The organism is Flavobacterium sp. HJ-32-4, from assembly GCF_022532105.1.
Taxonomy (GTDB): domain Bacteria; phylum Bacteroidota; class Bacteroidia; order Flavobacteriales; family Flavobacteriaceae; genus Flavobacterium.
Map to the genome: position 1 here is coordinate 1070894 of NZ_CP092832.1, position 26513 is coordinate 1097406.

17 protein-coding genes are annotated in these 26513 nt (G+C 50.6%); 9 read left to right on the forward strand and 8 right to left on the reverse strand.

Going from position 1 to position 26513, the window contains the following annotated elements; all coding sequences use genetic code 11:
* Window positions 1-21: 21 nt before the first annotated feature.
* Window positions 22-315, forward strand: coding sequence for a hypothetical protein (locus tag MKO97_RS04315; RefSeq protein ID WP_241104841.1), 294 nt, complete (start codon window positions 22-24; stop codon window positions 313-315).
* Window positions 315-1853 carry a PepSY domain-containing protein gene (locus MKO97_RS04320; protein ID WP_241104842.1) on the forward strand — a complete coding sequence of 513 codons (1539 nt, stop codon included), beginning with the start codon at window positions 315-317 and terminating at the stop codon, window positions 1851-1853. Before MKO97_RS04315 ends, MKO97_RS04320 begins: the two co-directional genes overlap by 1 nt.
* Window positions 1854-2419: 566 nt before the next feature.
* On the opposite strand, the gene MKO97_RS04325 is transcribed toward MKO97_RS04320, so the two are convergent.
* The 7 genes from MKO97_RS04325 to MKO97_RS04355 all read right to left on the reverse strand — a co-directional run bounded on the left by MKO97_RS04325 (window position 2420) and on the right by MKO97_RS04355 (window position 15348).
* Window positions 2420-2713 carry a hypothetical protein gene (locus MKO97_RS04325; protein WP_241104843.1) on the reverse strand — a complete coding sequence of 98 codons (294 nt, stop codon included), beginning with the start codon at window positions 2711-2713 and terminating at the stop codon, window positions 2420-2422.
* A 9-nt stretch (window positions 2714-2722) separates the two neighbouring features.
* Window positions 2723-9685: a DUF6443 domain-containing protein gene (locus tag MKO97_RS04330; protein WP_241104844.1), complete on the reverse strand. Its 6963-nt coding sequence runs from the start codon at window positions 9683-9685 to the stop codon at window positions 2723-2725.
* A gap of 12 nt (window positions 9686-9697) precedes the next feature.
* The gene (locus MKO97_RS04335) at window positions 9698-11752 is read right to left on the reverse strand and encodes a T9SS type A sorting domain-containing protein (protein ID WP_241104845.1); all 2055 of its coding nucleotides are present in this window, start codon (window positions 11750-11752) and stop codon (window positions 9698-9700) included.
* 538 nt (window positions 11753-12290) lie between these two features.
* A complete protein-coding gene (locus MKO97_RS04340) occupies window positions 12291-13334 on the reverse strand; it encodes an IS110 family transposase (protein ID WP_241104846.1) in 1044 nt (347 codons plus the stop codon).
* A 272-nt stretch (window positions 13335-13606) separates the two neighbouring features.
* Window positions 13607-13948 (reverse strand): toxin-antitoxin system YwqK family antitoxin, encoded by a 342-nt coding sequence (locus MKO97_RS04345; RefSeq protein WP_241104847.1) that lies wholly within the window; start codon window positions 13946-13948, stop codon window positions 13607-13609.
* Between the two features lie 207 nt (window positions 13949-14155).
* The gene (locus MKO97_RS04350; RefSeq protein ID WP_241104848.1) at window positions 14156-14305 is read right to left on the reverse strand and encodes a hypothetical protein; all 150 of its coding nucleotides are present in this window, start codon (window positions 14303-14305) and stop codon (window positions 14156-14158) included.
* Between the two features lie 41 nt (window positions 14306-14346).
* Window positions 14347-15348: a TlpA disulfide reductase family protein gene (locus tag MKO97_RS04355; RefSeq protein WP_241104849.1), complete on the reverse strand. Its 1002-nt coding sequence runs from the start codon at window positions 15346-15348 to the stop codon at window positions 14347-14349.
* 614 nt (window positions 15349-15962) lie between these two features.
* Here MKO97_RS04355 and aspS point away from each other — a divergent pair.
* The 7 genes from aspS (at window position 15963) to MKO97_RS04390 (ending at window position 23006) form a co-directional block, all read left to right on the forward strand.
* Window positions 15963-17717: an aspartate--tRNA ligase gene (gene aspS / locus MKO97_RS04360; RefSeq protein ID WP_241104850.1), complete on the forward strand. Its 1755-nt coding sequence runs from the start codon at window positions 15963-15965 to the stop codon at window positions 17715-17717.
* A 219-nt stretch (window positions 17718-17936) separates the two neighbouring features.
* Window positions 17937-18137, forward strand: a complete 201-nt coding sequence (locus tag MKO97_RS04365) for a cold-shock protein (protein ID WP_241104851.1) — start codon at window positions 17937-17939, stop codon at window positions 18135-18137.
* Window positions 18138-18438: 301 nt separating this feature from the next.
* Entirely contained in the window at window positions 18439-19572 is a 1134-nt protein-coding gene (locus tag MKO97_RS04370) for an 8-amino-7-oxononanoate synthase (protein ID WP_241104852.1), read from the forward strand.
* Window positions 19569-19946, forward strand: coding sequence for a DUF2007 domain-containing protein (locus MKO97_RS04375; protein ID WP_241104853.1), 378 nt, complete (start codon window positions 19569-19571; stop codon window positions 19944-19946). The genes MKO97_RS04370 and MKO97_RS04375 overlap by 4 nt, the downstream gene beginning before the upstream one ends.
* Window positions 19943-20566 carry a dethiobiotin synthase gene (gene bioD, locus MKO97_RS04380; RefSeq protein ID WP_241104854.1) on the forward strand — a complete coding sequence of 208 codons (624 nt, stop codon included), beginning with the start codon at window positions 19943-19945 and terminating at the stop codon, window positions 20564-20566. Before MKO97_RS04375 ends, bioD begins: the two co-directional genes overlap by 4 nt.
* Window positions 20563-21834: an adenosylmethionine--8-amino-7-oxononanoate transaminase gene (bioA, locus tag MKO97_RS04385; RefSeq protein WP_241105500.1), complete on the forward strand. Its 1272-nt coding sequence runs from the start codon at window positions 20563-20565 to the stop codon at window positions 21832-21834. Before bioD ends, bioA begins: the two co-directional genes overlap by 4 nt.
* A gap of 23 nt (window positions 21835-21857) precedes the next feature.
* A complete protein-coding gene (locus MKO97_RS04390; RefSeq protein WP_241104855.1) occupies window positions 21858-23006 on the forward strand; it encodes a beta-ketoacyl synthase N-terminal-like domain-containing protein in 1149 nt (382 codons plus the stop codon).
* A 40-nt stretch (window positions 23007-23046) separates the two neighbouring features.
* On the opposite strand, the gene MKO97_RS04395 is transcribed toward MKO97_RS04390, so the two are convergent.
* A complete protein-coding gene (locus tag MKO97_RS04395) occupies window positions 23047-26355 on the reverse strand; it encodes a hypothetical protein (RefSeq protein ID WP_241104856.1) in 3309 nt (1102 codons plus the stop codon).
* Window positions 26356-26513: the final 158 nt, after the last annotated feature.

A 26513-nucleotide genomic window follows, 5' to 3' on the forward strand; every position in this document is an offset into this window, starting at 1 on the left:
TATCGAAACTTTTGTTGCCTGATGCCTGCGAATCCGAAATACCTCACGACCTCCACCCGTCAACGCGTGTTGAAAATCACCGCTGCTATTTTGGGTGGATACCTCGTTTCGACTTCCTTCCACCTGGCCCTTGCCGCCTGGTTCGACCAACCGATCGTAATTATCACCTCCGCCTTCACGGGTTTTTTGCTGTGGGGATCGCTGATGGTGGTCACCTTCCTGGCCCGTAACGGCTGGCGTATCTGGGGTTGGTACGTACTCATAACTGCCGTCCTGCTCGGGCTGACCGCACTGGGACTTCATTTCAACCACTGATGGACAACCGGAATTACAACATCTTCTTCCACCTGCATACCGTGAGCGGTATCGTGATCAGCGTATTGGTATACGTGATTTTCTTTGCCGGATCGTTTTCGTTTTTTCGGGATGACATCGTCAACTGGGAGCGTAACGAGTCGCCGAACACATCCGATGCCATTCATACGGACTACGATCTCGCGCTGCGTCGTCTTGACTCGGCCCATGCGCTGTACGGTCGTGAGGTCGAGATCCGGCGGTTCTTTGCCGAGGAGAACCTGGGCGTAAGCCTCGAGCCCTCGAAAGACACCGTGGCCAATCCGAAAGGGAAGGCGGGTGCCTTTTTTTACTACCACAGCAAAACGGGGAGGACGCAAACCTATGAGGATTCGTATACGTTAGGGGAGTTCCTCTACCGCCTGCACTTTTTCGCACAGGTGCCCACGGGGTATTACCTGTCGGGTTTCACGGCGCTGTTCCTGCTTTTTGCTTTGTTGACCGGTATTTTGATCCATTGGAAGAAGATCATTTCGAACTTTTTTGTCTTCCGCCCCAGGGAGAAACTCAAGACCTTATGGACGGATGCCCATACGGCGCTCGGCGTGATAGGGTTGCCGTTCCAGTTGGTGTATGCCGTGACGGGTGCGTTTTTCATGATCAAGGCACTGCTGATCGCGCCCAATCTCGTGGCCTTTTTCGACAACGACCAGAAGAAGTTCTATGAGGCCCTTGGGTATGGTCACGCATCCGTTCCCTTCGCCGGGGAAAAGGTGGCGGAATGGCCCTCGTTTGGACAGTTGGCCGCCTCGGTAGAAGGGAGATGGAAGGGTTTCCAGATTACGGAATTGCACATCGTGCACTTTGGAGACCGCTCGATGCAGGTGACGTTTGAGGGCAGCATCCCGAAGACGGAGAAGTTTGTGGGTCGGGGTGCGGTGACCTTCGATGCGGGTGGACGGGCGCTTCATGTGGCCGATCCGTACCGGAGTGTTTCCTATGTGGAGACTGTGAAAGACGTGCTCTACCGCCTGCATTATGGCGACTATGCCGGTTACGGACTGCGCCTCTTCAGCTTCCTGATGGGACTGACGGGCTGTTTTGTGGTGCTGTCGGGTGTCATGATTTGGTTAACGGCGCGGAATAAGAAGAAACTACCCGAAGCCAAGCGGCGCTTCAACGAACGGGTGGCGCGGGTGTATCTGGCGATCTGCCTCCCGATGCTACCGGTCACCGCTTTGGCGTTTGTGGTGGTGAAGCTGTTTCCGATGCGTGGGGCGGCGTTCCTGTATACCTTTTACTTTCTTACCTGGCTGGCCGCTGCGCTTTTCTTCGTCTGGAAAGCAGACAACCGTTTTACGAACCGGGCTTCGCTTGTGGCGACGGCCGTGTTGGGTGCCGTTATTCCCCTAATCAACGGACTCACCACGGGTAATTGGCTGTGGACATCGGTAGCCACCGGACAGGTGCAGTCGTTTGTGGTCGACTTGTTATGGTGGGTGTTGGCTGTGGGAGCGGGGTATGCGTTTTGGAAAAGTAGTCAGTCGCAGTCGCAGTAGTATGAGTAGGCAGTGGGCAGTCGCAGTAGGCAGTCTCAGTAGACAGTAGTCAGTGAGGGAAATCGCTTTCATACCCGAGGACTCCTTTACTCAGCTACTCATGGACTTAGGGACTCCTTCCCAAAAAAACCTTCACGCTCTCCCCTGGATAAAGATGTACTCGTTCCCCGTCCGTTGGGAGTAATGATGGGTATTGCCCTGCCTCAAGATGTAAGTGTCTATAATGTAAACACGCTATAAACACGCTATAAACACGACATATATACGACATATATACGACATATATACGACATAAATATTCTATAAAAGGGTAGATGACCCGTCCTGAGCATCCTTTATCCCCTGTTTTCCCCAGTTCATCGTGCCGTTTTTTTACCCAGCGGATTTCATCAATACATCTGTAGCACCCGCTCCGATTTGATCTCATTTATTCTTTATTTACGCATTTAAAAATAAGAAACCAGCCTGGGGGCTGGTTCTGTTTTTGAGATATGAATATGGTCAGAGCCTGTATTTGTTGAGTTGGGCGACATTGTTTGGTAAATCAACACATCTGGTATATTACCTTACAAATCTATCATTTCCTGTACATACTCTTCGGTGTAATGCTCTTTTAAATCGGCTCCACAAAAAGGGCAGTAACTGATCACCATTTTTTTGACGCCTTCTTCTTCGATTGAGTTATTGTACCCGGCAGATATAATGTATCCAATGTTTTTCTTTTCAGGATCGATGAGCTTAATCCGCTCATGGAAAGACTTACTATATTTCACTACTCTAAAATTCAGTCCAAATGAATTTTGTGATCGGTAGAAAAACCCCATCGGAGGGCAACAAGATTCTAAATTTGATTTGTTCATATTAAAGGTTTAAGGACCGGGAGTTGCTAGTCCATTTAAAGTTTCTACTAAATCCTTACCAATAAATTGATATTCAGTCGAAATTGTGGTTTGACCCGAGTGGATACCAGCATTTTTCAATAATTGTTGACTAGCTTCTAGACTTCTTAACCCCGACGTACTTATCTGATACTGCATGACCTGACCTCCATTTTTTACGTACGACGCCGCCACTTCAGCGTTGTCTGTAAGGAACAAAGAAGTGCTTCCCATTTCACTTCCGGTAGAACCTCGATAAAGAGTTACCATAGGGTCAAATTCATTCATAGGAGCCAAAACAGCCGCATATTTGTTAGTTGTTGCCACCGTGGTAGTAACTTCTTCACCTACGCTAGCCGCCCGACTAAGGCCTATGAGAACTCGTGCCCCTGAAAAAACTTCACCAATAACATATTCGGCTGTCAGCGCCGCCATACCATGCGCGGCACCCTCCATAACACGTGATTGGGTGGCCGGATGCCCTATGTTGTCGTGATTATTCATGGCATCATTTAGCCGAGCCAGGTCTTCTCGTGCCTGTATGTTAGCTTGTCTCCACGAATCCCTTTGCTCCCGCGGCCTGTTATCTGCCGACAAAGTAGCTCCGTGTTGTGGGGGCGTTGTCCTCGGTGCAGGCTTAGGAGTTACCGTCATCGAACGACTCAGGTCAAATTGACGTTTATTATTGGGTATATTATCCCTTACCACTGTTCTCGCGTCGTCTGAGAGTATACGTTTTTGCCGATCTTTTACATTCTCCAATCCTTCAACATCTTGTGCATGTACAGGTTGGTTAGACGCAAATTGATACGTACTGTAATCTTCATATTCCTGTGCCAAAGGATCAATGCACATAAATCTTCCGATTGCCGGATCATAATTTCTCCATTTGAATGCATACCAACCGAGGCCAAGTTCATCCTGCAACTCCTGCCCCTGGTATTTATACTGATACCCCAACCGCGTCACCGGGGCCAACACAATCACATTTCCGCCTGAATCATCCCTGTCGTAATCAACTTTGGTGACGTTGTAGTTTTCATGTTTCAGGCCAAAGGGATAGTAGTTGTTTTCCTCCATAATGGCCAATGCCTGCGAGCTTTTGTCCCACGTGTAGCTCAGGCGGTTGTTACCGAGATGGTCCGTATAGTTGTACACATAGTTGAACTCTCCCTGCGTATGTTTTACGTAACCTTCGGGTGTGGTGAAAAATGATAACTCTCCATCCTGGTATTGGAAACCGTCGAGGTAGTCGGTTTTGGTAGTGGTGGAAGCGTTGCTGTCAAAGACCGTTTTCTGCAGCTTTGTACCACTGCCATCGTAAAGATACGAAATAACACCACCGTTATCGAAAGTTATCGTTACGGGAAGATTCATATGATTGTACGTAATATCGGTAATACCTTTATTGGCATCGGAGGTCATATTGCCATTCAGGTCAAAGGCGTATTCCACCGGATTATGCGCCCCATCCTTGAAGCCATTGCTAAAACCGGTGTAGTCCTCCACGGCCATTATCCGGTTGGTGTCGGGCCGGTAAATATACATCAGGTCATCGATGGTCAATGACAGTTGGTCATCGGCATCGCGGTATCCGTTGCGGTAGAGTGAGAGGATGTTGCCGTTACGATCATACGCCAATTTTTCGTTGTAAGCGTTCGTTACCGGGCTTGTACTATTATCAGGACGTATATACACAGCCCTGCGCAATCGGTTCATTTCATCGTAAAAATACCCGTATTCCCTTAATACGTTGTCGCTGGCCGAGCGCCAGTAGGTTTCCGATATATTGCCATTATAGAGCGTCTTTTGGCTGTAATCGGTTCCATAATTGGTACCCAACTGATCGTAGTTGATATGGAAAGAAAACAGGTCGTTACCCAGGCTGGCTATATCGTTGATGTCCGTCATCCAACCGCGGATGTTGTATTGGTAGTCGACGGTTTGGTAGGGCACGCCGTTAAAACTGTTTCCTCCTACCTGTTTCCTCAACAATTGCCCCAGCGCATCGTAGTGGTTTTCCGAGAGCGTTTCCGTTGGCATTGACTCAATTGTGTGGGTATGGCGGAACGGGCGCTCCTGGGCGGTGTAGGTGATCGTATCAACAATGGTCAGCGTGGGGTCATTGGCGTCCCTCTGGTGGACGGTGATGGTGTAGTCGGGTTTCCCGGTAAAATCAAGTTTGCTGGATACTGTTTGCACACCTCCGAGGAAGTTTGTGGCCTGGGTACGGACCACGCGGCCTTTGGTATCATAGAAGGTCGTGACGTCATGTCCATCCTGTTGTGCGGTGTTTTCCAAAACACGGTTCCAGATATGGGTAGCGAGTCCGCGTACGTTGATGGCCACTGTTTGTGTTTCCACAGTTGTAGGGGCCGTTGCTGCATTCGGATAATCGTAGTCGTCATAATGCTGCAGTGTCAACACTTCCATTGATGTTGGCGCGCTGAAGGAGGTGTAACCCTGTACGGTGCCATATCGATCCCTTGTTTCAAATAACGGGGTATTGCTGCGCTGGTTGCCAATGCCAACCCGGGCGTGCGGCCAGTCCGTCAGTGTTTCGAGTAACCACCCCGTATAGACTACCCGTCCAAATGGGTCGTATTTGGTGATGAGCCATCCGTCGTTGCCATGACCGAATGGGTCCAACGCAGGCCCTGAGGCAATTACGCGGTCCAGCTTATCATAGGCCATGTATTCCCATTGTTTGGCCGGTAGTTTTTTGGCCACCATTCGGTTACGATGGTCGTACGCGTATTGATATCCAAACCCTTCCATCTTATTAGCAGTCAGGTTCTCTGCGGCCATAGGCGGTATTACGTAACTTAGATTGCCGAACTGGTCATACACATAATAGGTGTCATGTTCTTTGTTGACGGCATCAAATTTTGACTTACCCCATACGCGTTTCAGAACCACGCGGCCTTCCTTATCTTTGAATTCCACGGTGGCGCCATCATGTTCAGCGGGATTGGCGCTCGAGTTCTCGTCATAGGTTATGTTTTTGTAAAGTTGGCCTTCGGCATAGAAACCATTATCTGTCATCGTAGGTTCGTAATACTCTTTTGTGTTCGACCATACCGCGTTTGCCGAGAACCACCTGACTTCGTTCACGGCGTTTGTCCGGTAATCCAACTTTACCTCATGTCCGCTGCCCAAGGCCCAGGCATCGCCGGGAGCGGCCTGTTTGACTACGCGGTTCAGCGGTGAGGCTTCGAATTGTTTTTGGCTGTAAGCCGGTGTTCCGGCTCCATACAGGGTTTGATAAAAACCGTTCGGGTTTGTCGTTAAGTCGTCTAAAGCTACGAACGCCTGGTTATTCTGTGTCGTGGGCACCGGCAACCACTCTTTATCCTGACGGCCAAAACCGTCATAGGTGATGGGCGTAATAAGGTCCTTCCCGTCTCCGGTCATACGTCCCGCCACCTGTTCAAGGGGCCTGCCCAGCCCGTCAAGATAGGTAACGTTTATCTGGGCCTCTTCGGCGGTTGGGTTGGAAAGGGACGTCGTGGTCGCCATCTTATAGGTTTTGGTTTTGACCCAATTGGTGAGCCCATAATGGTATTCGTTTTCGGAAAGGATGTTCCCGGCATCGTCCTTCACCTGCGACAATCTTCCGAATCCGTCGTAGAAGTACTTTGTGGTATATCCTCTTTGATCGGTTATCGCACTAACGCCGATTCCTGGCTTATAGGTAAACGTTGTGACCATGGCATCCACCATTGACGCGTCGGCCCTTAGTGCGGCCAATGCCGCGCCCATCGTGGATGGCGTTGCGTTATGTATGGCCGCAATTAGACTGGACGGAATGCTTTGATAAGCCATATTGTCGATTTTGGCAACCGGAACGGAATTGCCGTAGCCATAAATATAGGAGACCTTCATGCCATCCGTCTGTTGGACTTCCAGGATATTGCCAAAAGCGTCATACCGGTTGTAGAGCAGTCGTGTTTCGTAGGACAACGGAACTCCCTTTGACGTCCACACCGTCTTAGGAAGCCAGGCAACATTGTTGGCGAACGTATTATCATAATCCAATTTCGTTGCCGACAGCAGCGTTTGGTCAGGATTCAACACAGTCCCTTCATATTGGTAAATACGTTCTATATCACCAATCCGGTTATAGCTGTATGGTGTTGAGGACGGGAGGCTGTAATAAAACTTCATCAGCTTGACGCGGTTGCCGTCGCTCGTGGCTTTACGCCACCATGCCAGTTTTTTATTCGAATTATTAAAAGAGAAGGCTTCCTCTTTTTCTACTACACTTGGGTTACCCACCGCGTCGTAAAAATAGTCTTTGGTTATCTTTGATTTGAGCCGGGCCCAGCCCACGACCTCATAAACCAAGCCATAAGAGATATAACTCAGCGGAGTTCCGCAAACATATTCGCAATTTATGCCGTTCGTCGCACAGTTTTGTGACCACCCCCAATAGAGATCATGATCACCCGCGAAATGAGAGCCTCCGCAGTTATTGAGGGAAAATACTTTTAGTCCCGTTTGCAGTTGTTCCTCGGTACGTTCGTAGTCATATATTACTTCCTGCTTCAATTTGTCGGACTGGTCGAACACCGCTTGTTTCTTTACGTTGCCTCGTTTATAGTCGAGATTTGGAGAAGCGTGAAACGGATACGTCACACTGTAAAATGGTTCAGGGAAATCAATAGGCGAGAAATAAGTAAATTCCGTCTTTCCGTTGCCGAACTCGCTTACTGTCACGTTTTGGTATCCTACATCCGAGCCTTTTGTTCTCAGGAAATCCAAATAATTATGCTCTTGCCACATTTTAAGTCCAAAGCTATAATAATAGGTGCGCGGAATCCAACCATCATGACACTGCAGCGTATAATTCTTGGTTATCAGATACTCAAAAACCGGCACAGGAAACACCAAAGAACCGCTACTGGAATTAGCTGTGTCGAAAAATGAATAGTCATAATTTAGCTGCTTCGCCGGCGTGAACTCACTATTCCCGATGCTGGAATCGAAATAGTCGGCTTCGACATTTTTGTCAGTAAAATAGCCCACATTGGCGATCCTGACGCCTCCCCCAAGGAGGTATTGTTTCTGGCTAGCGGCCTTTGACGTCGTACGGATTGAGACGTTAGCCGTGAAATTCAGTCCCAATCCGGCTACGCGAACGGCATATACTGTATTAGCCTGTAATGTGCCCGGGTTACTTCCTACGGCAGTATAAGTCTGGTCTGGATTTTTCCTGTAAAATCCGATCGCGCCCTGATCAGAACCTGATTCCACTGAAATACTACGGATGTACCTGGTGCTGGCCGCAGCGGGAATGAACCCCCACTTACCGTTATTGGCGGGGACGGTTGAATCAGTAGTTTGGAGGGTGAAAACAATCGGCTGATAAATGACCCAATTCTCAGGGTTTTGATCATAATCTTCGCTTGCTATCGGCTGGTCTCCGATGTAGGAATAGGTATTGGACTCAAAATTAAACACGGTTGCGCCTCCTGTAGGATATGTGAGTTTCTGGATTACATCCACTTTACACATTCTGGGATCTGTTGCACGAGGCTTAAAACCATTTTGAGAATTGTCTAACGTGTAGTAACCCCATTTATCGATTTTAATGTCGAGGTTGGAATATGGGGGCTGTACATAACTGATCTCCCATGTATGGGTTTCGGTATCGACATAGTTGCTTCCCTCCAATTTAACCAACATCATACGTGAGTTGTTGTCAATTTCGGAATAGTCGTGGAACAGACGGAATTTCTGTATTCCTGTTCCATATTGGTCTTTAATTTCGATGTCCTTTAATCGATATGCTCCGTCATTATTGGTGTCGTAGCGGTTTCCATCCAATGTAAAATGAATCAATGCATAATCGACAACATTGATATCGGTGATTTTTTGTGTTGCTGTCGAAGTAAAGGTTGCGATATCCGTTCGCACGGGTTGTATCTGTTTGTAAAATGCATCGGTTATCATACCACAATCATCCATAACCATTGCCCCAACTTCAAACGCCGTATAGGCCGGATCTACATACTCCGCAAACTCCGATTTTACACGCTTCTGCGTTTCGGTATATTGACCAAAAGTATATTCTATTAGAAGGTTACCATTGGGGTCAAAGACCTTTGATAGATGAAAACTGCTGTTATAGTCGTAGTGATCAAGTTCTTGAGGAAAATTATCCTCTATTGAGCTGTTTATATTTCCGGCGTATATGTATCGGGCCAACATGCTTACTGTTGTAATCTCCCTGACGTCAAAAACGAATTTGTACCCTTTATCATCAAATAAAGTAAACGTTTTTGTCGCGTCATCGTAATCAATACGGATTGAATTGTCATCATCTAACTTCTTTATTTCGAAAGAGCCGCTTTCTTTCGTGATGTAGAAACGCCCCGAATGTCCGAAGAAGTTGAATTGATAAAGGTCATGCTCAGTATCGTTGTAACCTTTTTCGTAGGTATCCCATACGTATTCTGAGAAATCTTTCATTTGAGCGGTGTTCATTGTAGTACCAATTAGCGCATTTGCCTCATAGTAACTAAGCTTTGGAGCGATGGACATGTGAATGCCGAGTTTTCGAGGTATCGTCGCAGACCCGATTCTGTATCGATCATCAGGCATGTCCCGGACGGTTCTTGAAATGGTTCCACCACCATCAAGGTTCCATCCCAGTCCGCAATAAGCCGCGATTTCTTCGGCGGCGATGCTGCCTGGATGATACTTTAACGCAAGATTTAGTTCTAGGTCTTTACCGTGTGTCTGTACCTTGTAAAGAGGAATTGAAATATCTGGAACGCCTGTATAGTTATTGACCGGAACTTCTTCGAACTTCATGAGTGCCGCCACCGTCGGAGATGGCTTGATGATATTCGGCATTTCGGTTTTTATTTCTTCTGGTGTCTGTGAAAAAACCCCATTAGTGCAAAAAGTAAGCGCACTAATTATTACTAAAAAAAAATACCTTTTCATATCCTTGGTTTATCAGATTCCTTTAATCACTTTCAAACTCCCCTCCCCTTTATCCGTCACCACCGAAATGATGTACACCCCTTCTGGGTAGGCGGCGAGGTTCACCGGCACGGTTCGTCCGGTGATGGGGAAGGTCTGTAGTTGGTGGCCGCCGAGGTCATAAACCGAGAGGCTGCCTTTGGTGAAGTCGAAACCGACGATCACGTTGGTGTATTCCACCACCGGGTTGGGGAAGGCTTCTATGGTTTTCTTGTCTTTGACTTTTTTGTCTTTGTCTTTGAGTTTTACCACCCAGAAATCGCGGTTGCCGTAGTTGGCTTTTTTATCGCGACTTTGCTTGGCGCCGGGCTTTATTCCAGTCGCAGTCTCAGTCGCAGTCGCAGGGTTGGAGCGTGAGGAAGTCGCAGTCTCAGTGTTGGGGCTTGAAGACAGTGCCGTAGAAGGGGCGAGTCGCCCGCCGAGTTTGAGTCCGCCTAGGTTTTTTTCTTTGTTGAGGCCGAGGCCGTCGGTTTGGTCTTTGATGAAGTCGTTGGCCTGGGTTTGGGCATCATTTACCGTGCTGTCCATTTCATTCTGCAGGCGGTCGGCACCGGCCAGGTTGCCGTCGTTGCCGACGGTTACGCCTCCTTTACTGGCTTTTCCCTTTCGTGACGACTGCGACTGAGACTGCGACTGCGACTTCTCCGGGTCACTCGTTCCGGCCAGTACATATCCGCCATCCCTTGTCTCAATGGCTTTTTTGAGGATGTCTTCGCCGTCGCTACCTACGCTTTTGCGCCAAAGTTCTTCACCCTTCGCATCAATCTTTATGGCCACGTAATCGCCGGTGTCACTTTCGGACTTCCCGTCTTTTGGACTTCCCAACTCTGCTTTCGCGTATGCTCCTAATACCAGCGTTTCATCGTCGTTCTCTACGATACTAGCCAGCAAGTCGGCGTTACCGATGTCGTAGGTCTGCTGCCAGAGAATGTTGCAGGTGGTGTCGAGTTTGAGCAGCCAGATGTCGCTGCCTTTTCGGTTGGTTTGGCTTTTGTTGCCCGAAGGGCCTGAGGCGGAACTGCCGCCTACAAGGTAATTGCCGTCTTTCAATTGGATAGCCGAAAAGAGTTGTTCGTCTTTGTCACCGCCGAGGGTGTTTTGCCATTCGATGTTGCCGTCGGCATCGAGTTTGAGGATCCAGTAGTCGCCGCCGGTGCCCCAAGGGTCTTGGTTCTTGTCGGGTTTGCTTCGGCTAGCGCCTCGCAAGGACGACACTCCGTTTGACGCACTTTCTGCGGAGGCGCCTCGCAAGGACGCGTTGCTGTCTGAGGGGCTGTTGGAGTAGCCGGCGAGCAGGTAGCCGCCATCGGAGGTTACTTCAAGGGCGCGGAGGAGGTCGGCGTATTTGCCGCCGAAGGTACGCTGCCACTGGATGTGTCCGTCTTTGTCGAGCTTGACGATCCAGTAGTCCATATTGCCGCGGCTGTTTTCGGTTTTGTCGCCATTGGCATCGGAAGCCGAGGAACCACCGGCAATGTAGCCCCCGTCTCGGGTAGGAAGCACGGCCAAAAGGTCATCTTGCCCGATACCGCCTAGGGTCACCTGCCACTCTTCTACCCCTTTGGCGTTGAGCTTGATGATCCAGTAGTCGTTGCCGCCGCGGCAGGCGTCTTTCTTATCGCCATCGGGTTGTTCCAACGCACTGCTTCCCGACTGCCTACTGCTACTGCCCACTGCCGACTTCTGCGACTGTCCACTATCCGACGTCCCTCCCAAGATAAACCCGCCGTCGCGCGTGTTACGGATGCTCATGAGAAAGTCGGAGCCGCTGCCCCCGAACGATTTCTGCCAGTCTTCGGCACCGTGTTCGTCCATTTTCCAGATCCAGAAGTCGAGGTCGCCTTTGGCGTCGGCCTGTTTGTTGCCGCTTTTCTGCGACAGGGAACTGCCTGCGACGATGAATCCGTAGTCGGCCGTGGGTTGGAGATCAAACAGGTATTCGGCCTGTCGACCGCCGAAGGAGTGTTCCCATTGGATGTCCTGGGCGGAGAGGGTGAGGGGAAGAAGGAGAAGGAGGAGGTGTTTCATGTTTGAAGGAGTTGGTGGTTGGTTATGGGTTGTTGGTTGTTGGACAGGAGCGTAAGGGAGGGCACGTTACGCCACGGGCGGACGAGAGGGTTTGTGAAACTGTAATCTACCTCTCTTTTTGCAAGTAGTGAACCGTATCAATAAGAACGTGGGCGACAAGACGAAATGTCCTGCGCTGTGGGGTATTACGAATTGTCAATAGTGTCCCGGTTGCGACGTACGCAAGGGTTGGTTTTCGTCTTCGCCTTCCGAGTAAAAACGTAAACCGGGCATCGTCGTGGGGTCGACTGAGGGAGGATGCGCTCCCGGCCGAAGGCCTGCCGTATCCCAACTATGGCCTGGGAGAATCCGGCGGTATATGAACGCAAAGGTAGTGAAAGATATTGTAAGAATGTTAGGAAAAAGTTAACAAGTGCTCAGCGTGTCCCGAAGGAGTTGAGATTTGTTCTTTGGGGCACAAAAAAAGGTACTGTTTTAATAAGCAAGCATTCGACGAAAAAAGGTATTTTTGAGTCCATTAAGGAAGTCCGCTTTTGAACTATCCTGCATAGTCCTGCTCCTTTGGTGCGGGACTATCTTTTTTATATCCTTCAATGAATACGGTATCGTTCTTCCATAAAGTATACATCAGCAGGAGGAGTTTTCGCTGTATGGCCACCTGACCTATCATCTTCGAGGGTTTATTTTGGTTGATTCTAAGATAGGTTTGCTTCATATCGGGATTGAAACGACAGGCCACCATTGCAGGGAAGTAGAGGGCATTCCTTATGTATCGGTTTCCTTTTTTGGATATGCGTGTTTTACCTTTTATGGATGTACCCGACTCCCGTTGTACAACATCGTAACCGGCAAAGCTTGCAAGTTGCCTTGCGTTTCGTATCTGGTAGAAACCATCAGTTTCAGCGATGATCGTGGCTATTGTAATCAACCCTACGCCTTTTATGGTGTTTATTTTGTTTACCTTGTCCTGAAGACCTGCGTCTGAGGCTATCTGTTTCTCGATTGCTTTTTTGACTACTTGGATCTGTTTGTCAATCTCCTTTATGAGCTTTTGGTTGCTTCTGAAGATAAACTGCTGAACCTCAAAAGAATTTTCCTTACTGTGTTTTATGTTGCCTAAGGCCGTTCGCTGTTCCTGCAACTGGACATAATAGCGAGTAAGGTTACGGAGTCCACGGAGCACTGGGCTGGGAGGAACCCATGTCCTATGTTTGCGTTCCACCCCAAACTGGCTCAAGACTTTAGCATCCAGATGATCGGTTTTGGTCTTTACGTTCAAACTTGAGAAGTAATGGCTCGATATATTGGGCAACACCACATGAACCGTCTTTTTGATCTTGTAGAGATGATAGGCAAGCGCCTCATAATAGACACCTGTCGCCTCCATAAGAAAGACTAGCTCAGATTCGGGAGTACTTACGCTTCTTACCCAGCGAGTAAACTGATTGAAGCCCGTTTTGTCATTAGAAAAATCAACTGATTTGCTGAACACCAGAGCACCCTTGCTATCCTGTTGGCAATGACACGCGGTGAAGGTTGATTTTGAGATGTCGATTCCGACCGATTGTTTTACGATAGACATAAGTAAGAATTTTAAGTGTTGACAATTCTCCTTCGTCTTTGCTTTTGTCTTATCCAGGCTCGTAACGCGGCCTTAAGTACTGTTCTGACTCCTGAGAATAAAGCATGCGGGTGAAGTCTTTTTTACGGTATAACACTACAGATTTACCTAGCCCCCAAAACCTCGCACGCAAATGATCAACACACTTTGAATAACAACAATGTACTGATCTTGAAATTCTCAGTAAAAATAAAAGCCCCCATAAGGAGGCTCTTTTATTCGATATAAACGTCTTAGCGTTTCGCTACCGCATCCTGTGTCCAGGTTTTGATGGCAGCTACGCGGCTGTCAGAGTAGTCTACTTCACTGAGTTTGTCGCCCGTCCAGAAGAACCATTTTCCGGTTTTCTCTCCGTTGCGGTATTCGGCGATCGCGGTCTTGTTGCCGTTCTCGTCGTAGGAAACCCACTGGCCATGCACTTTCCCATCCTTGTAATACCCGGTTTGGGCAATGGTTCCGTTTGTATGGTAATAGGTCGACTTGACCATTCCGTTTTCGATTTCATGTTTCGGCTCAACCTGGGCTGACATCAGGGCGGACACCAGCAAAGCGGCACTAAGGATGTATTTTTTCATGGCGGTATTCATTAGCGGTTAATAATCCGATAACAAATATACTAATTAATTTACACAAACGACATAATGAGTTAACAATTTGGTAACATTGGAGGAGAGGGGAGAGAAGAAAGAGGAAAGAGGAAAGAGGAGAGGGGAGAGAGGAAAGGGATTCCTTCCGGCGATTGATTACTCCTTACCATCCAAGGTCACTGGGACTGCGGCTGACTACTGCCCACGGCCTACCATGTGGGATCCCTCCTGCGTCGGGATGACACTCAAACGCGTGGCGGGCATGGCTTCTGCCAACTGCATACCGCCCACTGCCAACTCCTGTGACTGCGACTGCGACTGAAAACTACATTTGGGAAACGGCATAAAAAAAGCGCCCTTTCGAGCGCTTTCCCTTGTTTACTTTATTACTTAAGCAATTTGTCCAACTGCGCGGCCAGCGCAGGATCGGAAGGACGGGCGGCATCGGCCGACACCACTACGCCTTTCGGGTCAATCAGGATGAAACGCGGAATCGAATCGATGCCATACGCCTGAAGGAAGGCGGACTCCCAGTTTTTATCCGCGAACAACTGGATGCCGCCGAGGTTTTTGTCGGTTACGAATTTCTTCCACTTCTCATGGTCTTTATCGACATCGGCGGAAATGCTCACAAACGCGATGTTCTTGCCGTGGTATTTTTCTTCAATGGCCTGCAAATACGGGATTTCCTGACGACAGGGGCCGCACCATGTCGCCCACACGTCGATATACACATACTTACCGCGAAGGTCTTCCAGTTTTGTTTTGCCTCCTTTGTGGTTCTCATAATCAAAACCAGGCGATACGTTGCCTTCCAGTTTGGCCATAGACGCGGCTTTGGCTGCCATTGCTTCTATCTCTGACAGTATCTGCTCGTTTTCGGCCGAAATCTGGGCCATCATCATTTTGCTGAAATCGGGGTCGAGGTCGGTTCCGGAAAGTGCCTGACGGGCATCGGCGGCCCGCTTGTCGAGTATTTTCTTCAGAGCCTCTTTGTCTGGAAGTCCGGAGCCAAAACCTTCCTGCATCTTCTCATCATCGAGCGCTTTTTTGGCCAGGAAGTTGTTCTCGGCGGAACCGGCGCCGGTATACTTGATGGTTTCATCGAACATTTTGGTGTCGAGCGTCATGCCCAAATTGAAGCCCGGACGCAGGTAAAGGGTGGTGTATTCCTTGCCATCGAAGAATTGGTAGAGTCCCGCCGGACCGCTCACGTCGGCCTGGAACACGCCCGGTTTCTGGGCCTTGAATACCTGTGGCTTGCGCGCTGTCATCGATACCAACGAAATCGAATCGCTGTTCGGGTTCTGGATCTCGACTTTCAGTTTGACGCTTTGTGCCGACATACCGGCCGTTACGGCCCATAGTGCTAGAAGTAGTTTTTTCATGGGATAAAGATTATCTGGATTGTAAAGATAGTGAAAGGTTGTTGGTTGATGGTTCATGGTTCATAGTTCATGGTTCATGGTTGATGATGGAGGGTTGAGGGTTGAGTGAAGGTTCATGGTTCATAGTTCATGGTTCATGGTTGATGATGGAGGGTTGAGGGTTGAGTGAAGGTTCATGGTTCATAGTTCATGGTTCATGGTTGATGATGGAGGGTTGAGGGTTGAGTGAAGGTTCATGGTTCATAGTTCATGGTTCATGGTTGATGATGGAGGGTTGAGGGTTGAGTGAAGGTTCATGGTTCATAGTTCATGGTTCATGGTTGATGATGGAGGGTTGAGGGTTGAGTGAAGGTTCATGGTTCATAGTTCATGGTTCATGGTTGATGATGGAGGGTTGAGGGTTGAGTGAAGGTTCATGGTTCATAGTTCATGGTTGATGATGGAGGGTTGAAGGTTGAGTGAAGGTTCATGGTTCATAGTTCATGGTTCATAGTGGATGATTGAGGGTTGCTCATCGTTCATTGTTCCTTGTTCATTGCTCATTGTTCATTGTTCCTCGTTCATTGTACATTTCTTCATTGTTTCCCGTAAATTTGCCGCACAAAATAAAAGCCATGTACAGAAGCCATACCTGCGGCGAACTCAACGCGTCGCACATCAATTCCGAAGTAACGCTGGCCGGATGGGTGCAGAAATCGCGCGACAAAGGGTTCGTGCATTGGGTCGACCTGCGCGACCGTTACGGTATTATCCAGCTCGTGTTCGACGAAAGCCGTACGGACAAGGCAGTGTTCGAAGCGGCCAAAACACTGGGTCGCGAATTCGTGGTGCAGGTAAAAGGACGGGTCATCGAGCGCGAATCGAAGAACCCGAACATGGCAACCGGCGATATCGAAATACTCGTGAGCGAACTGACGATCCTGAATCCGTCGATCACGCCTCCTTTTACTATAGAAGACGAAACCGACGGTGGGGAAGACATCCGGATGAAATTCCGCTACCTCGATATCCGCCGCAATCCGGTTAAAAACAGCCTGCTTTTCCGTCATAAAGTGACGATGGAGGTGCGCAACTACTTATCGGCAAAAGGATTCTGTGAAGTCGAAACGCCCTACCTGATCAAGTCGACGCCGGAAGGTGCCCGTGACTTTGTGGTGCCCAGCCGGATGAATCCCGGACAATTCTACGCACTGCCGCAATCACCCCAAACCTTCAAGCAATTGCTGATGGTGGGGGGTATGGACAAATACTTCCAGATCGTAAAGTGTTTCCGCGACGAAGACCTGCGGGCCGACCGCCAGCCGGAGTTCACGCAGATCGACTGCGAGATGGCGTTTATCGAGCAGGAAGACATCCTCGAAATGTTCGAAGGACTCACCCGCCACTTATTAAAAGAGATCAAAGGCATCGAAGTCGAGAAATTCCCACGGATGACCTACGACCATGCCATGAAAACGTACGGCAATGACAAACCGGATATCCGTTTCGGGATGGAATTCGGCGAACTCAACGCAGTAGCCCAACACAAAGACTTTGCGGTTTTCAACAACGCCGAACTCGTGGTAGGTATTGCTGCCCCGGGTTGTGGCGAATACAGCCGCAAGGAAATCGACGCCCTGATCGAATGGGTGAAACGCCCGCAGATCGGAGCATCGGGCATGGTGTATGTGAAATGCAACGAGGACGGCTCGTTCAAGTCGTCGGTCGATAAATTCTACGACCAGGACGATTTGGCCCAATGGGCGGCTGCCACCGGTGCGAAAGCCGGTGATATGATTTTCGTGTTGTCGGGTCCGGCCTCGAAGACCCGCGCCCAACTCAGCGCGCTTCGGATGGAGCTGGCCACGCGTCTCGGACTCCGCAAACCCGAGGAATTCGCCCCGCTTTGGGTGGTCGATTTCCCGCTGCTCGAGTTCGATGAGGAAAGCGGTCGCTACCACGCCATGCACCACCCGTTTACGTCACCGAAAAAAGAGGATATGGAGTTGCTGCAGACCGATCCGGGTCGGGTGCGCGCCAATGCCTACGATATGGTGCTCAACGGCAACGAGATCGGCGGTGGTTCTATCCGGATCCACGACAAAGCCACGCAATCGCTTATGTTCGATTACCTGGGCTTTACGCCGGAAGAGGCCAAAAACCAGTTCGGCTTCCTGATGGATGCCTTCCAATATGGGGCGCCGCCGCACGGTGGACTGGCGTTCGGACTTGACCGACTGGTGGCGATTTTGGGCGGACAGGAAACGATCCGTGATTTCATCGCCTTCCCGAAAAACAATTCAGGCCGCGACGTGATGATCGACGCACCTTCCGTCATCGATCCGAAGCAATTGGAAGAACTTTCCATCCGCTCGGAGGTGAAAGCCTGATTTCCTACAACTTCTCTCAAAAGGCAGATGTTATAAAAACGCAACACATCTGCCTTTTTTGTTGCAAATATTCATAGGTTTTTGGGGCAACGTATGGTATTATTAAAATCAAATCGACCCAATCACTATTTTTTTCATTTTTTTAACAAGGCCTCTTGCGCGTATCATTTTTAAAGTTACATTTGTTACCTGTTTAAAATCTTATTACACCAAAAACAAATGCGTACAGGGAAAGTTAAATTCTTCATCGAGTCTAAAGGATACGGCTTCATCACCGACGAGGAGACAGGCAACGACATCTTCGTGCATGCCACCGGTATCCGCGTAGAAGGCCTTAAAGAAGGTGATCGCGTAAGCTACGAGGAAGAAGAAGGAAGAAAAGGGAAAGTAGCGTCACAGGTTGTGTTGCTCGACAGCTAATACAAAATAGTATAGCCCGCCATTTCACGCTCCGTTTACGGAGCGTTTTTTTTTGGATTAGGTCACGCGGCACCCTTTCAAAATGGTGCTTTAAACCTGCAAGGTCTTCAAGACCTTGTAGGTTTTCACTTCTACCTCAGCTATTAAATCACCGCCAATCTTCAGAGCTTTAAAAGGCACTCTTGCTTTGCGGATATCATAAACCTGCAAGGTCTTCCAGACCAAGTAGGTTTCCTTTTTTCACCCATGGTAATGGCATCGATGCAACACTTCCGTACGCCCCCTTTTCGTACCTTTGGGCATGCACTTTCCCCGCCGCTTATCTGAGAAACTGGAAGCACGCCAACGCGATCATGCGCTCCGCGAATTGCGGGGACCGTCGTCGCTCGTTGACTTTTCTTCGAACGATTATCTGGGGTTCGCGCGCTCGACTAATTTGTATCAGGAGGCGCAGCAGCGGCTCGAACAGTTAGGCGTAACGGCGAACGGTGCCACCGGGTCACGCCTCATCACGGGGAACCATTCGCTGTATGAAAGCACTGAAGCGGTAATCGCCGCCTACCACGATGCGCCATCCGCCCTGATCTTCAATTCGGGCTACGATGCCAACGTCGGTTTTTTCAGTTGCGTGCCGCAGAAAGACGATATCATCCTATACGACGAATTGTGTCACGCGTCCATCCGCGATGGCTTGCGACTGTCGCCGGCCAAATCGTATAAATTCCGGCACAATGATACCGAAGATTTGGAAGCCCTGCTGAAGCGCCATACGGCAAACGAAGTATATGTGGTGACCGAAACCGTCTTTTCGATGGATGGCGATTCGCCCATGTTGGAGTCGTTCGTCCGATTGTGTGAGGAGTTCGGCGCGTTACTGGTGCTGGATGAAGCCCATGCCGTGGGTGTGGTAGGTGATAAAGGAGAGGGGCTTGCCCAGCAACTCGGACTTCACACATCGGTATTTGCCCGCCTGGTGACCTTCGGGAAGGCAATGGGCTGCCACGGAGCGGCTATATTGGGCGAGGTAGCGTTGCGGTCGTATCTGGTGAATTATGCACGGAGTTTCATCTACACTACCGGATTGCCGCCGCATTCACTCGCCACCATCCAAAGTGCCTATGCCGCACTGGAAGCCGCGCCTGAGCGAACGGCACTTCGTCACCTGATCGCCGCCTTCAACCGCGAAAAAAACCTGCAGTCGTTGAAACCGTTATTTATTCGGAGTATGTCGGCCATACAGTGCGCCATCCTTCCGGGCAACGAAAATGTCAAAAACGCTGCCGCGGGATTGCAGGCCGCCGGGTTTGACGTGAAACCCATACTCTCGCCGACGGTACCTGCCGGACAGGAGCGGTTGCGGTTTTGCCTGCACAGCTTCAATTCGGAGGCGGAAATACAGGAAATCCTGCGATTATTGCGTACTTTTACGTTGTGACAGGAGATACAACTTTCACCAGGATAGCGGAATTTCCCTACTCGGCAGAGGCCCAGATCGTAAAGGGCAAACTCGAGTCGGCGGGTATCGAAACCTTCCTTCGCGATGCCGTTACCATCGATTCGGATCCCTTGCTGAGCCATGCCATCGGAGGCGTAAAATTGTTCGTGCGAACGGATGATGTTCCGCGTGCCCTGGCCATTCTGGCGGAGGTGCATCTGTTTCCTGTTGAAGATACGGCCGCTCCGTTTTGTCCGCAATGCGGCGACCGGTATCCCATCCAGGATGAAACGCCGACCGGCATACTGCGTCGCCTCTTTTCATCCACTACCCGTTACGAATGTTCGAAATGCGGAAAAAAATTCAAAGCATGACGTTTTTTATCACCGGAATCGGCACCGACGTGGGCAAGACCGTAGCGTCGGCCATCCTCACACAAGCGCTCGGCGCCGACTATTGGAAACCCATACAGTCGGGCGACCTTGACAACACCGATACCATGAAAGTGCAGAAATGGGTGACACACCCGTCGACGGTTTTCCATCCGTCGGCCTATGCCTTGCAAACACCGGCCAGTCCGCATCTGTCGGCGGCCCTCGACGGTATCGAAATCACACTCGATCATATCGTACCTCCGGCTACCGACAACCATCTGGTCATTGAAGGCGCCGGTGGGGTATGGGTGCCGTTGAACCGTACCGATTCTGTTATCGACCTGATCCGCCCGGAGTATAAGGTGGTGGTCGTCAGTCGTCATTATCTGGGAAGCATCAACCATACGTTGCTGACTGTTGAAGCCCTGCAGGCCCGGGGTCTTTCGATTGCCGGCTTGCTGTTCAACGGAGACGAGCACCGTCCGACGGAAGATATTATTCTTGAGCGCACCGGACTTCCGTTCCTGGGGCGCATCGAAAACGAACCGTATCTCGACGCGAACGTCATCGCCGACTATGCTGAGCAATTTCGTCCTTCCCTTTTAGAATGGGTGTCATGAACCTGAGTGAAAGAGACCAGCGTTCGATCTGGCATCCGTATACCCAACACAAAACGGCGTCACCTCCCGTGCCCATCGTGAAAGGGGAAGGCGCGTTGTTGTGGGACGCCGACGGCAAAGAATATATCGATGCCATCGCCTCGTGGTGGGTGAACCCGTTCGGGCATTCGAACCGTGTAATCGCAGACGCACTATACAAACAGCTTACTACGCTGGAGCACGTGTTGTTCGGTGGTTTCACACACGAGCCGGCCGTGCGGGTGGCTGAGAAAGTGTTGTCGCTGTTACCGTCTAACCAACAAAAGGTCTTTTTCTCTGACAACGGCTCGACCGCCGTGGAAGTCGCCATCAAGGCCTCCTTACAATACTTTTATAATAAAGGAGACCGTCGTACGACCATCGTCGCGTTCGAAGACGCCTTCCATGGCGATACGTTTGCGGCCATGGCGGCCAGCGGTATTTCGTTTTATACGACCGCCTTCCAGGAGATGTTCCTCGAGGTTATCCGCATTCCGGCTCCGGTCGACGGCCGTGAACTGGAAAGTTTGGACGCCCTTCGGAATGCCATCCGCGACAAGCGCCCCGCTGCCTTTATCTTCGAACCCCTGGTGCAGGGTGCGGCCGGAATGGTCATGCACGCACCGGCGGCACTCGATGCGCTCCTCAACCTGTGTCGGAAGGAAGGGGTGCTGACCATTGCCGACGAGGTGATGACCGGTTTCGGCAAGACCGGCAAGACCTTTGCCTGTGATTACCTGTCGCAGCAGCCCGATATGTTCTGCCTGTCGAAGGCGTTGACAGGCGGCACCATTCCGATGGCGCTCACCACCTTCACACAGGATATTTACGACGCGTTTTACAACGACGATATCAACAAGGCGCTGTTCCACGGGCATACGTTTACGGCCAACCCAACAGGATGCGCGGCGGCTTTGGCGAGTATGGACTTGCTGGAAACGCCCGGGATGCAGGCCCACATCCGACGGGTCAGTCAGAAACAGGCCGCCTTTGCCGAGCGAATGGCCGACCATCCGAAAGTACGGACCGCGCGGTCACTGGGCGTGATCATGGCGCTGGAAGTCGTGTCGGATGGTGATGGAAGTTATTATGGCAGTATCCGAAACAAACTGTATGACTTTTTTATATCGGAAGGCGTCATCCTCCGGCCCGTGGGGCACATTGTTTACATCCTGCCGCCCTATATCATCACGGATGCCCAATTGGAAAAAGTATACGACACCGTCAGCAGAGCCCTCGAAATCGTGTAATTTTGCGGCCTGAACCCTCCCCCGTGACCACACCTGTTTCCCTAACGGCGATTGCCTCTGTTTCTGCCCTCGGCACCGCGTATGACGAGGTCATGACGGCGTATCGCGAAGGACGTCCCCGTTTTTCACTTTACGGTCCTGAGGCAGCGTATGTGGCCCCGTTGACCGTTGAAGGACGCGACGCGGTGGAACGCATTCGTTTGTCGGACCCGAAATACAAAAGTCTGGATGACTCGGTCTTATTTGCCCTGTTGGTGGCACGGAAAGCGGCTGCTTCTGCCGGTTGGACAGATGGACGCTTCGGCATCAACATCGGATCATCGCGCGGGGCTACGGGTGTATTCGAAACGCATCATAAAGAATTCCTTACCACCGGTAAGACGTCGCCTTTGGCATCGCCGGTGACCACCCTTGGCAATATCGCGTCATGGGTGTCGCACGATTTGGGTAGTTCGGGTCCGGACATTTCGCATTCCATTACCTGCTCGACGGCCCTGCATGCCGTATTGAATGGCATTGCCTGGATCAGGGGTGGGATGGCCGATCGTTTTTTGGCCGGAGGAAGTGAAGCGCCGCTCACGCCGTTCACGCTGGCACAGATGAAAGCGATGAAGATTTATTCGAAGGAGGAAGGCTTGTATCCCTGTCGTGCCCTCGATTTTACCAAGACGGCTAATAGCATGGTATTGGGGGAAGGGGCGGCGGTATGCTGCCTGGAACGCGGGGTGCAACCGAACGCGTTGGCGTATATCACCGGTTATGGGTACGCTACCGAACTTTTGGAGCACAATGCCTCGCTTTCGGCGGAAGCCACCTGCTTCCAGCGGTCGATGCGGATGGCATTGGAAGGGATGGATCCCGCTTCTGTGGATGCGATTGTGATGCATGCGCCGGGAACTAAACGGGGTGACCGTGCGGAAAAAGCGGCCATCGATCACGTATTTGGCGCACAGGTCCCTTTATTGACCGGCAACAAATGGATGGTCGGGCATACGTTCGGCGCCTCTGGATTGCTGAGCCTTGAGATGGCGGTGATGATGGTGCGGTCGAATACCTTCTTTTCGGTTCCGTTCCTGACCCCATCGTCGGATCGAGACATCCGTCGGGTGCTGGTAAATGCCGTCGGCTTTGGCGGAAATGCGGTGAGTTTGGTGGTGGACCGCGTCGAATAAAAAGGGCCCTTGCCGGACCCTCTTTCATTCTTCTTTTTTATTAACGGATAATCAGTTTTCGTGTCGTTTCCGTTCCGTCTTCCATTTTTATTTTCAGGATGCCGATTTGTGCGTGGAAGTTCAGGCTTTCGGTGCGGAATCGGTTCGCGCTGATGTTTCCGGCGCTGAACACCTCGCGGCCGAGTGTATCATACAACACGACGGAAGCAATCGCCCCGTTCGGCGTTGCTATCTCAAAACCACCGGTGATGCCCTGTGCGTAAAGGCTTGCAGTCTGTGGCTCGTCGATACCCAGGTTCGGGTTCGCGTAACGGATTTCAAACCGGTCATCGAAGGTGCCGATGTTGGTCGTGAAGGTATACGGCCCTGCTTTCAGGTCGACGTACAGATTGTTTTGTGCTTTGTCGACGAGGTAGACATGCTGGTCACCTGCGAAGAGTCCGTCTACATGGTCGATCGCAATCTGGAATTCCCCTTCGATGGTCGAACTGTATCCAAGCGGGATCACTTCTGATTCGTCAATATTCACGTCACGTCCCTGGATGACGAGTTTCTGGCTGTCGAGTATCGAGTAAAGCGACACATAGTTTCCGCCGTCAAGTGGAGCGCCGTCGAAACCGTAATCATAGTTATCCGTAGCACCGTCTACGTACGCGAGCAGCATTTGTTTGAAGGCGCCTTCGCTATTGGTAAGGTTCAGCCAGATGCGGTGTTTTTCAGGCTCGTCTGATGAAGGGGTGCTTGTGGTTGCAGTGCCTTGCGTGCGGAAAAACTGCCCGTTGTTCGATTCGGTGCGTTGGCGCATGCTGTTGTTGAACGTCACGGTCTTGGCTCCGTTGGTACCGGCAAGTCCAACGAAGAAGCCTTGTCCGGATGCGATATATCGGGTTGGCGCCGTTCCACCCGTTCCGGCCGATGTTCCGCCGGAAAGGTTATAGGTCGCGTAGTCGTCGGTCGTATAGTTATAGACAAAACTGCCCGGTGTCGTGGCGCTGATGGCAGTGTTGTGTGTCCAGAAATACAGGTTACCGTCAATTGACTGGTTGATGGTTCCGGTGAATCCCCACGCATTCGGGTTGTAAATGTTCGCTTTGATGAAGGCGTCTGCATCGAGGGCAGAAGGATACGGGTTGCCGACCAGGTTTTCAGGCCCAGACGCGGTTTTCGTAGCCGATACCGAAACGGTTCCGTTATTGGGTGTACCCGTGAACGACGCGGTATACCCCCCTGCCAAAGGATAGGTGAGGTTGGAAGGTGCACGTGAGATGTAACCCGTACCAGGGGTCATCGTGGTGTTGGCCGTTACGCCCACCCAGCTGTAGGTTGCGCCATCGAAACGGTAGAAGTCGGCATCACCGTTGTTGACCGTATTGGCTAATGTTGCGGATGTAATCGGCGAAGACCAATAGGTAAAGTCATATTGTTTGAGCGCGGTCGTCGTCCGTTTCGTTGTCACTGTGCCCAGGGCCGAGGAAGCGTCGTTCACTTGGGTTAGGCTGCCCCCGCTTTCGATGACAAGGCTTCCGTTAATGGCAATGTTGTATTCGACCACGATATTTTTTCCTGTATTGATGGTGAGGGTCTTGCCACTGTTGACCGTCAATTCGCAGGCACGGAAGCTGTTACCGGCGTAATTGCCGTTGATAACCGCTTTTACTGTTGACGGCGTAGCGTCAGAACCGGTGGGTGCGCCGTTGCTCCAGGCTGTGCCGCTCCAGGTGGTAGTACCGCCTGAACATTTGCGTTCATCGGCCCCTATGGTCGGACTAGACGCACGACTATCTCCGTCGATGTCGGTGGTGATGCCCGAGATGGCGATACCGGCACCTTCCACCGATCCGCCTGCCGTAAGGTGAAGGTCGGAAGAGGAAGTAAACGATACGGAGGCGTTGATGGAATTCGCATCTTTTCCTGTCGCGGTCTTCCAGGCAGCCAGGCTTGACCGGTCGCTGCTCAGGTAACCGATCAGTCCGCTCCCTGAAACGACGGTGTAGTTGTTGTAGTTGATATTGGTGAAAATTCCGGATCCGCCGGTCACGTAAATGGCGTAGCGTTTGCCGTTTGACCCTGTAATGCCAAGGATGTTGTTTTGTATGTTCAGCGCATTGGATGTGCTGATCGCGATATGGAGCGCGGCCGTCACCAACTGACTTCCGTTTCCAGAATCGGATGCGTTTTGAAGGAGCGAGTTAAAGTATAACGAGTATCCGGCACCTGACGTAATACGAACACAGGCTGCGCCACTGGTGTCGCTGTTGTTGCCTTGTGTATACACATCGCTCACCATATTATTGACGCATTGTATACTGGCCGATGAACTGGAACTTGCCAGCAATATGCCGTTAATCGTGCCGCCTGATGACCTTGAAACGGCGGTAATGGTATTCCCTGATATCGTTCCGGAGGTGGAGGTGTTGGATACGCTGATCGCCGCATTGACCGAATTCCCGCTGTGCGTGATGGCCAGGTTACGTATTGTGTTTCCGGATACTGTAAAGGTAGCGACATTCGACAATTCAATCCCAGACAGGTGCGAGGTGACGGTGCTGCCATTGTAGACACCGTTAATGGTATTGCCGGACACTGTGAGCGAGTTGGTGTGTGACGCGTAGATAACCCGTGAAGGGGCGTTTGCGTTGGTCGAGCTACCGAAAGTCGAATTGGTGATGCTGACCGTGCTGGTTTTGTTCGATGAACTACCCAAGACCATCACACCCTGGCGTACCATCTGAAAGTCATTGTTAGAAAAGGTCAGATTGGAGTTGACAGCGCCGGCTGTACTGGAATCGGAAATGCCTGACCCCCCGCAGAAGATACCGGCCAGTAACTCGCCTTCCTGGTTCTTGGCGTTGAACTTCAAAATCGTGTTTTTGACAGTAATATTGGTGGCACCATTGCTGCCGTTGTTGCAAATTGCGATGACGGCTTCGTCGGTGTAATCGGGCGTGTAGTTGTTCACCCACGTCAGGTCTTTGGTTGTGCCATTTGTGGTGTTACTGCCATCTATGGTCACATAGTCAGAACCAGAAATGATGAGTGCGCCGCCTACACCCGTAAAATTGTTGGCGCTGCTGGCCGTTACGGTGATGGTTTTGCCTGTATTGGGTTTGATGGTCAGGGTTTTGGTGGAGGAGAGGTCATTCCGGTTGATCGTGAGGCTTCCGGTGTAGCTTTGGTTTTGATCCAACAAAAGGGTCACATTGCCCGAAAGACCATTAGCGTTAACGGCGGCGATTGCAGCGGAAAGCGTGGTATAGGTTTGTCCGGTACCGATGACATACGTTCCGTTCAACTGTGCGAACGAAAACGAGACGATGAAAAGGAACAGCGTGGAGTATAACTTTCTCATTTGTAGGAAAAAAAGGATGACTTTTATTAGGGCCCCACAAATGTACGTGCGCATTTCGTCGATGGTTTTTTATTAACACCTTGTTTTGCAAGGTTTTCGACGAGGCGCAAAATTAAACGACGAACTACATAGATGGCGAAATCGATTTCGTGAATTTT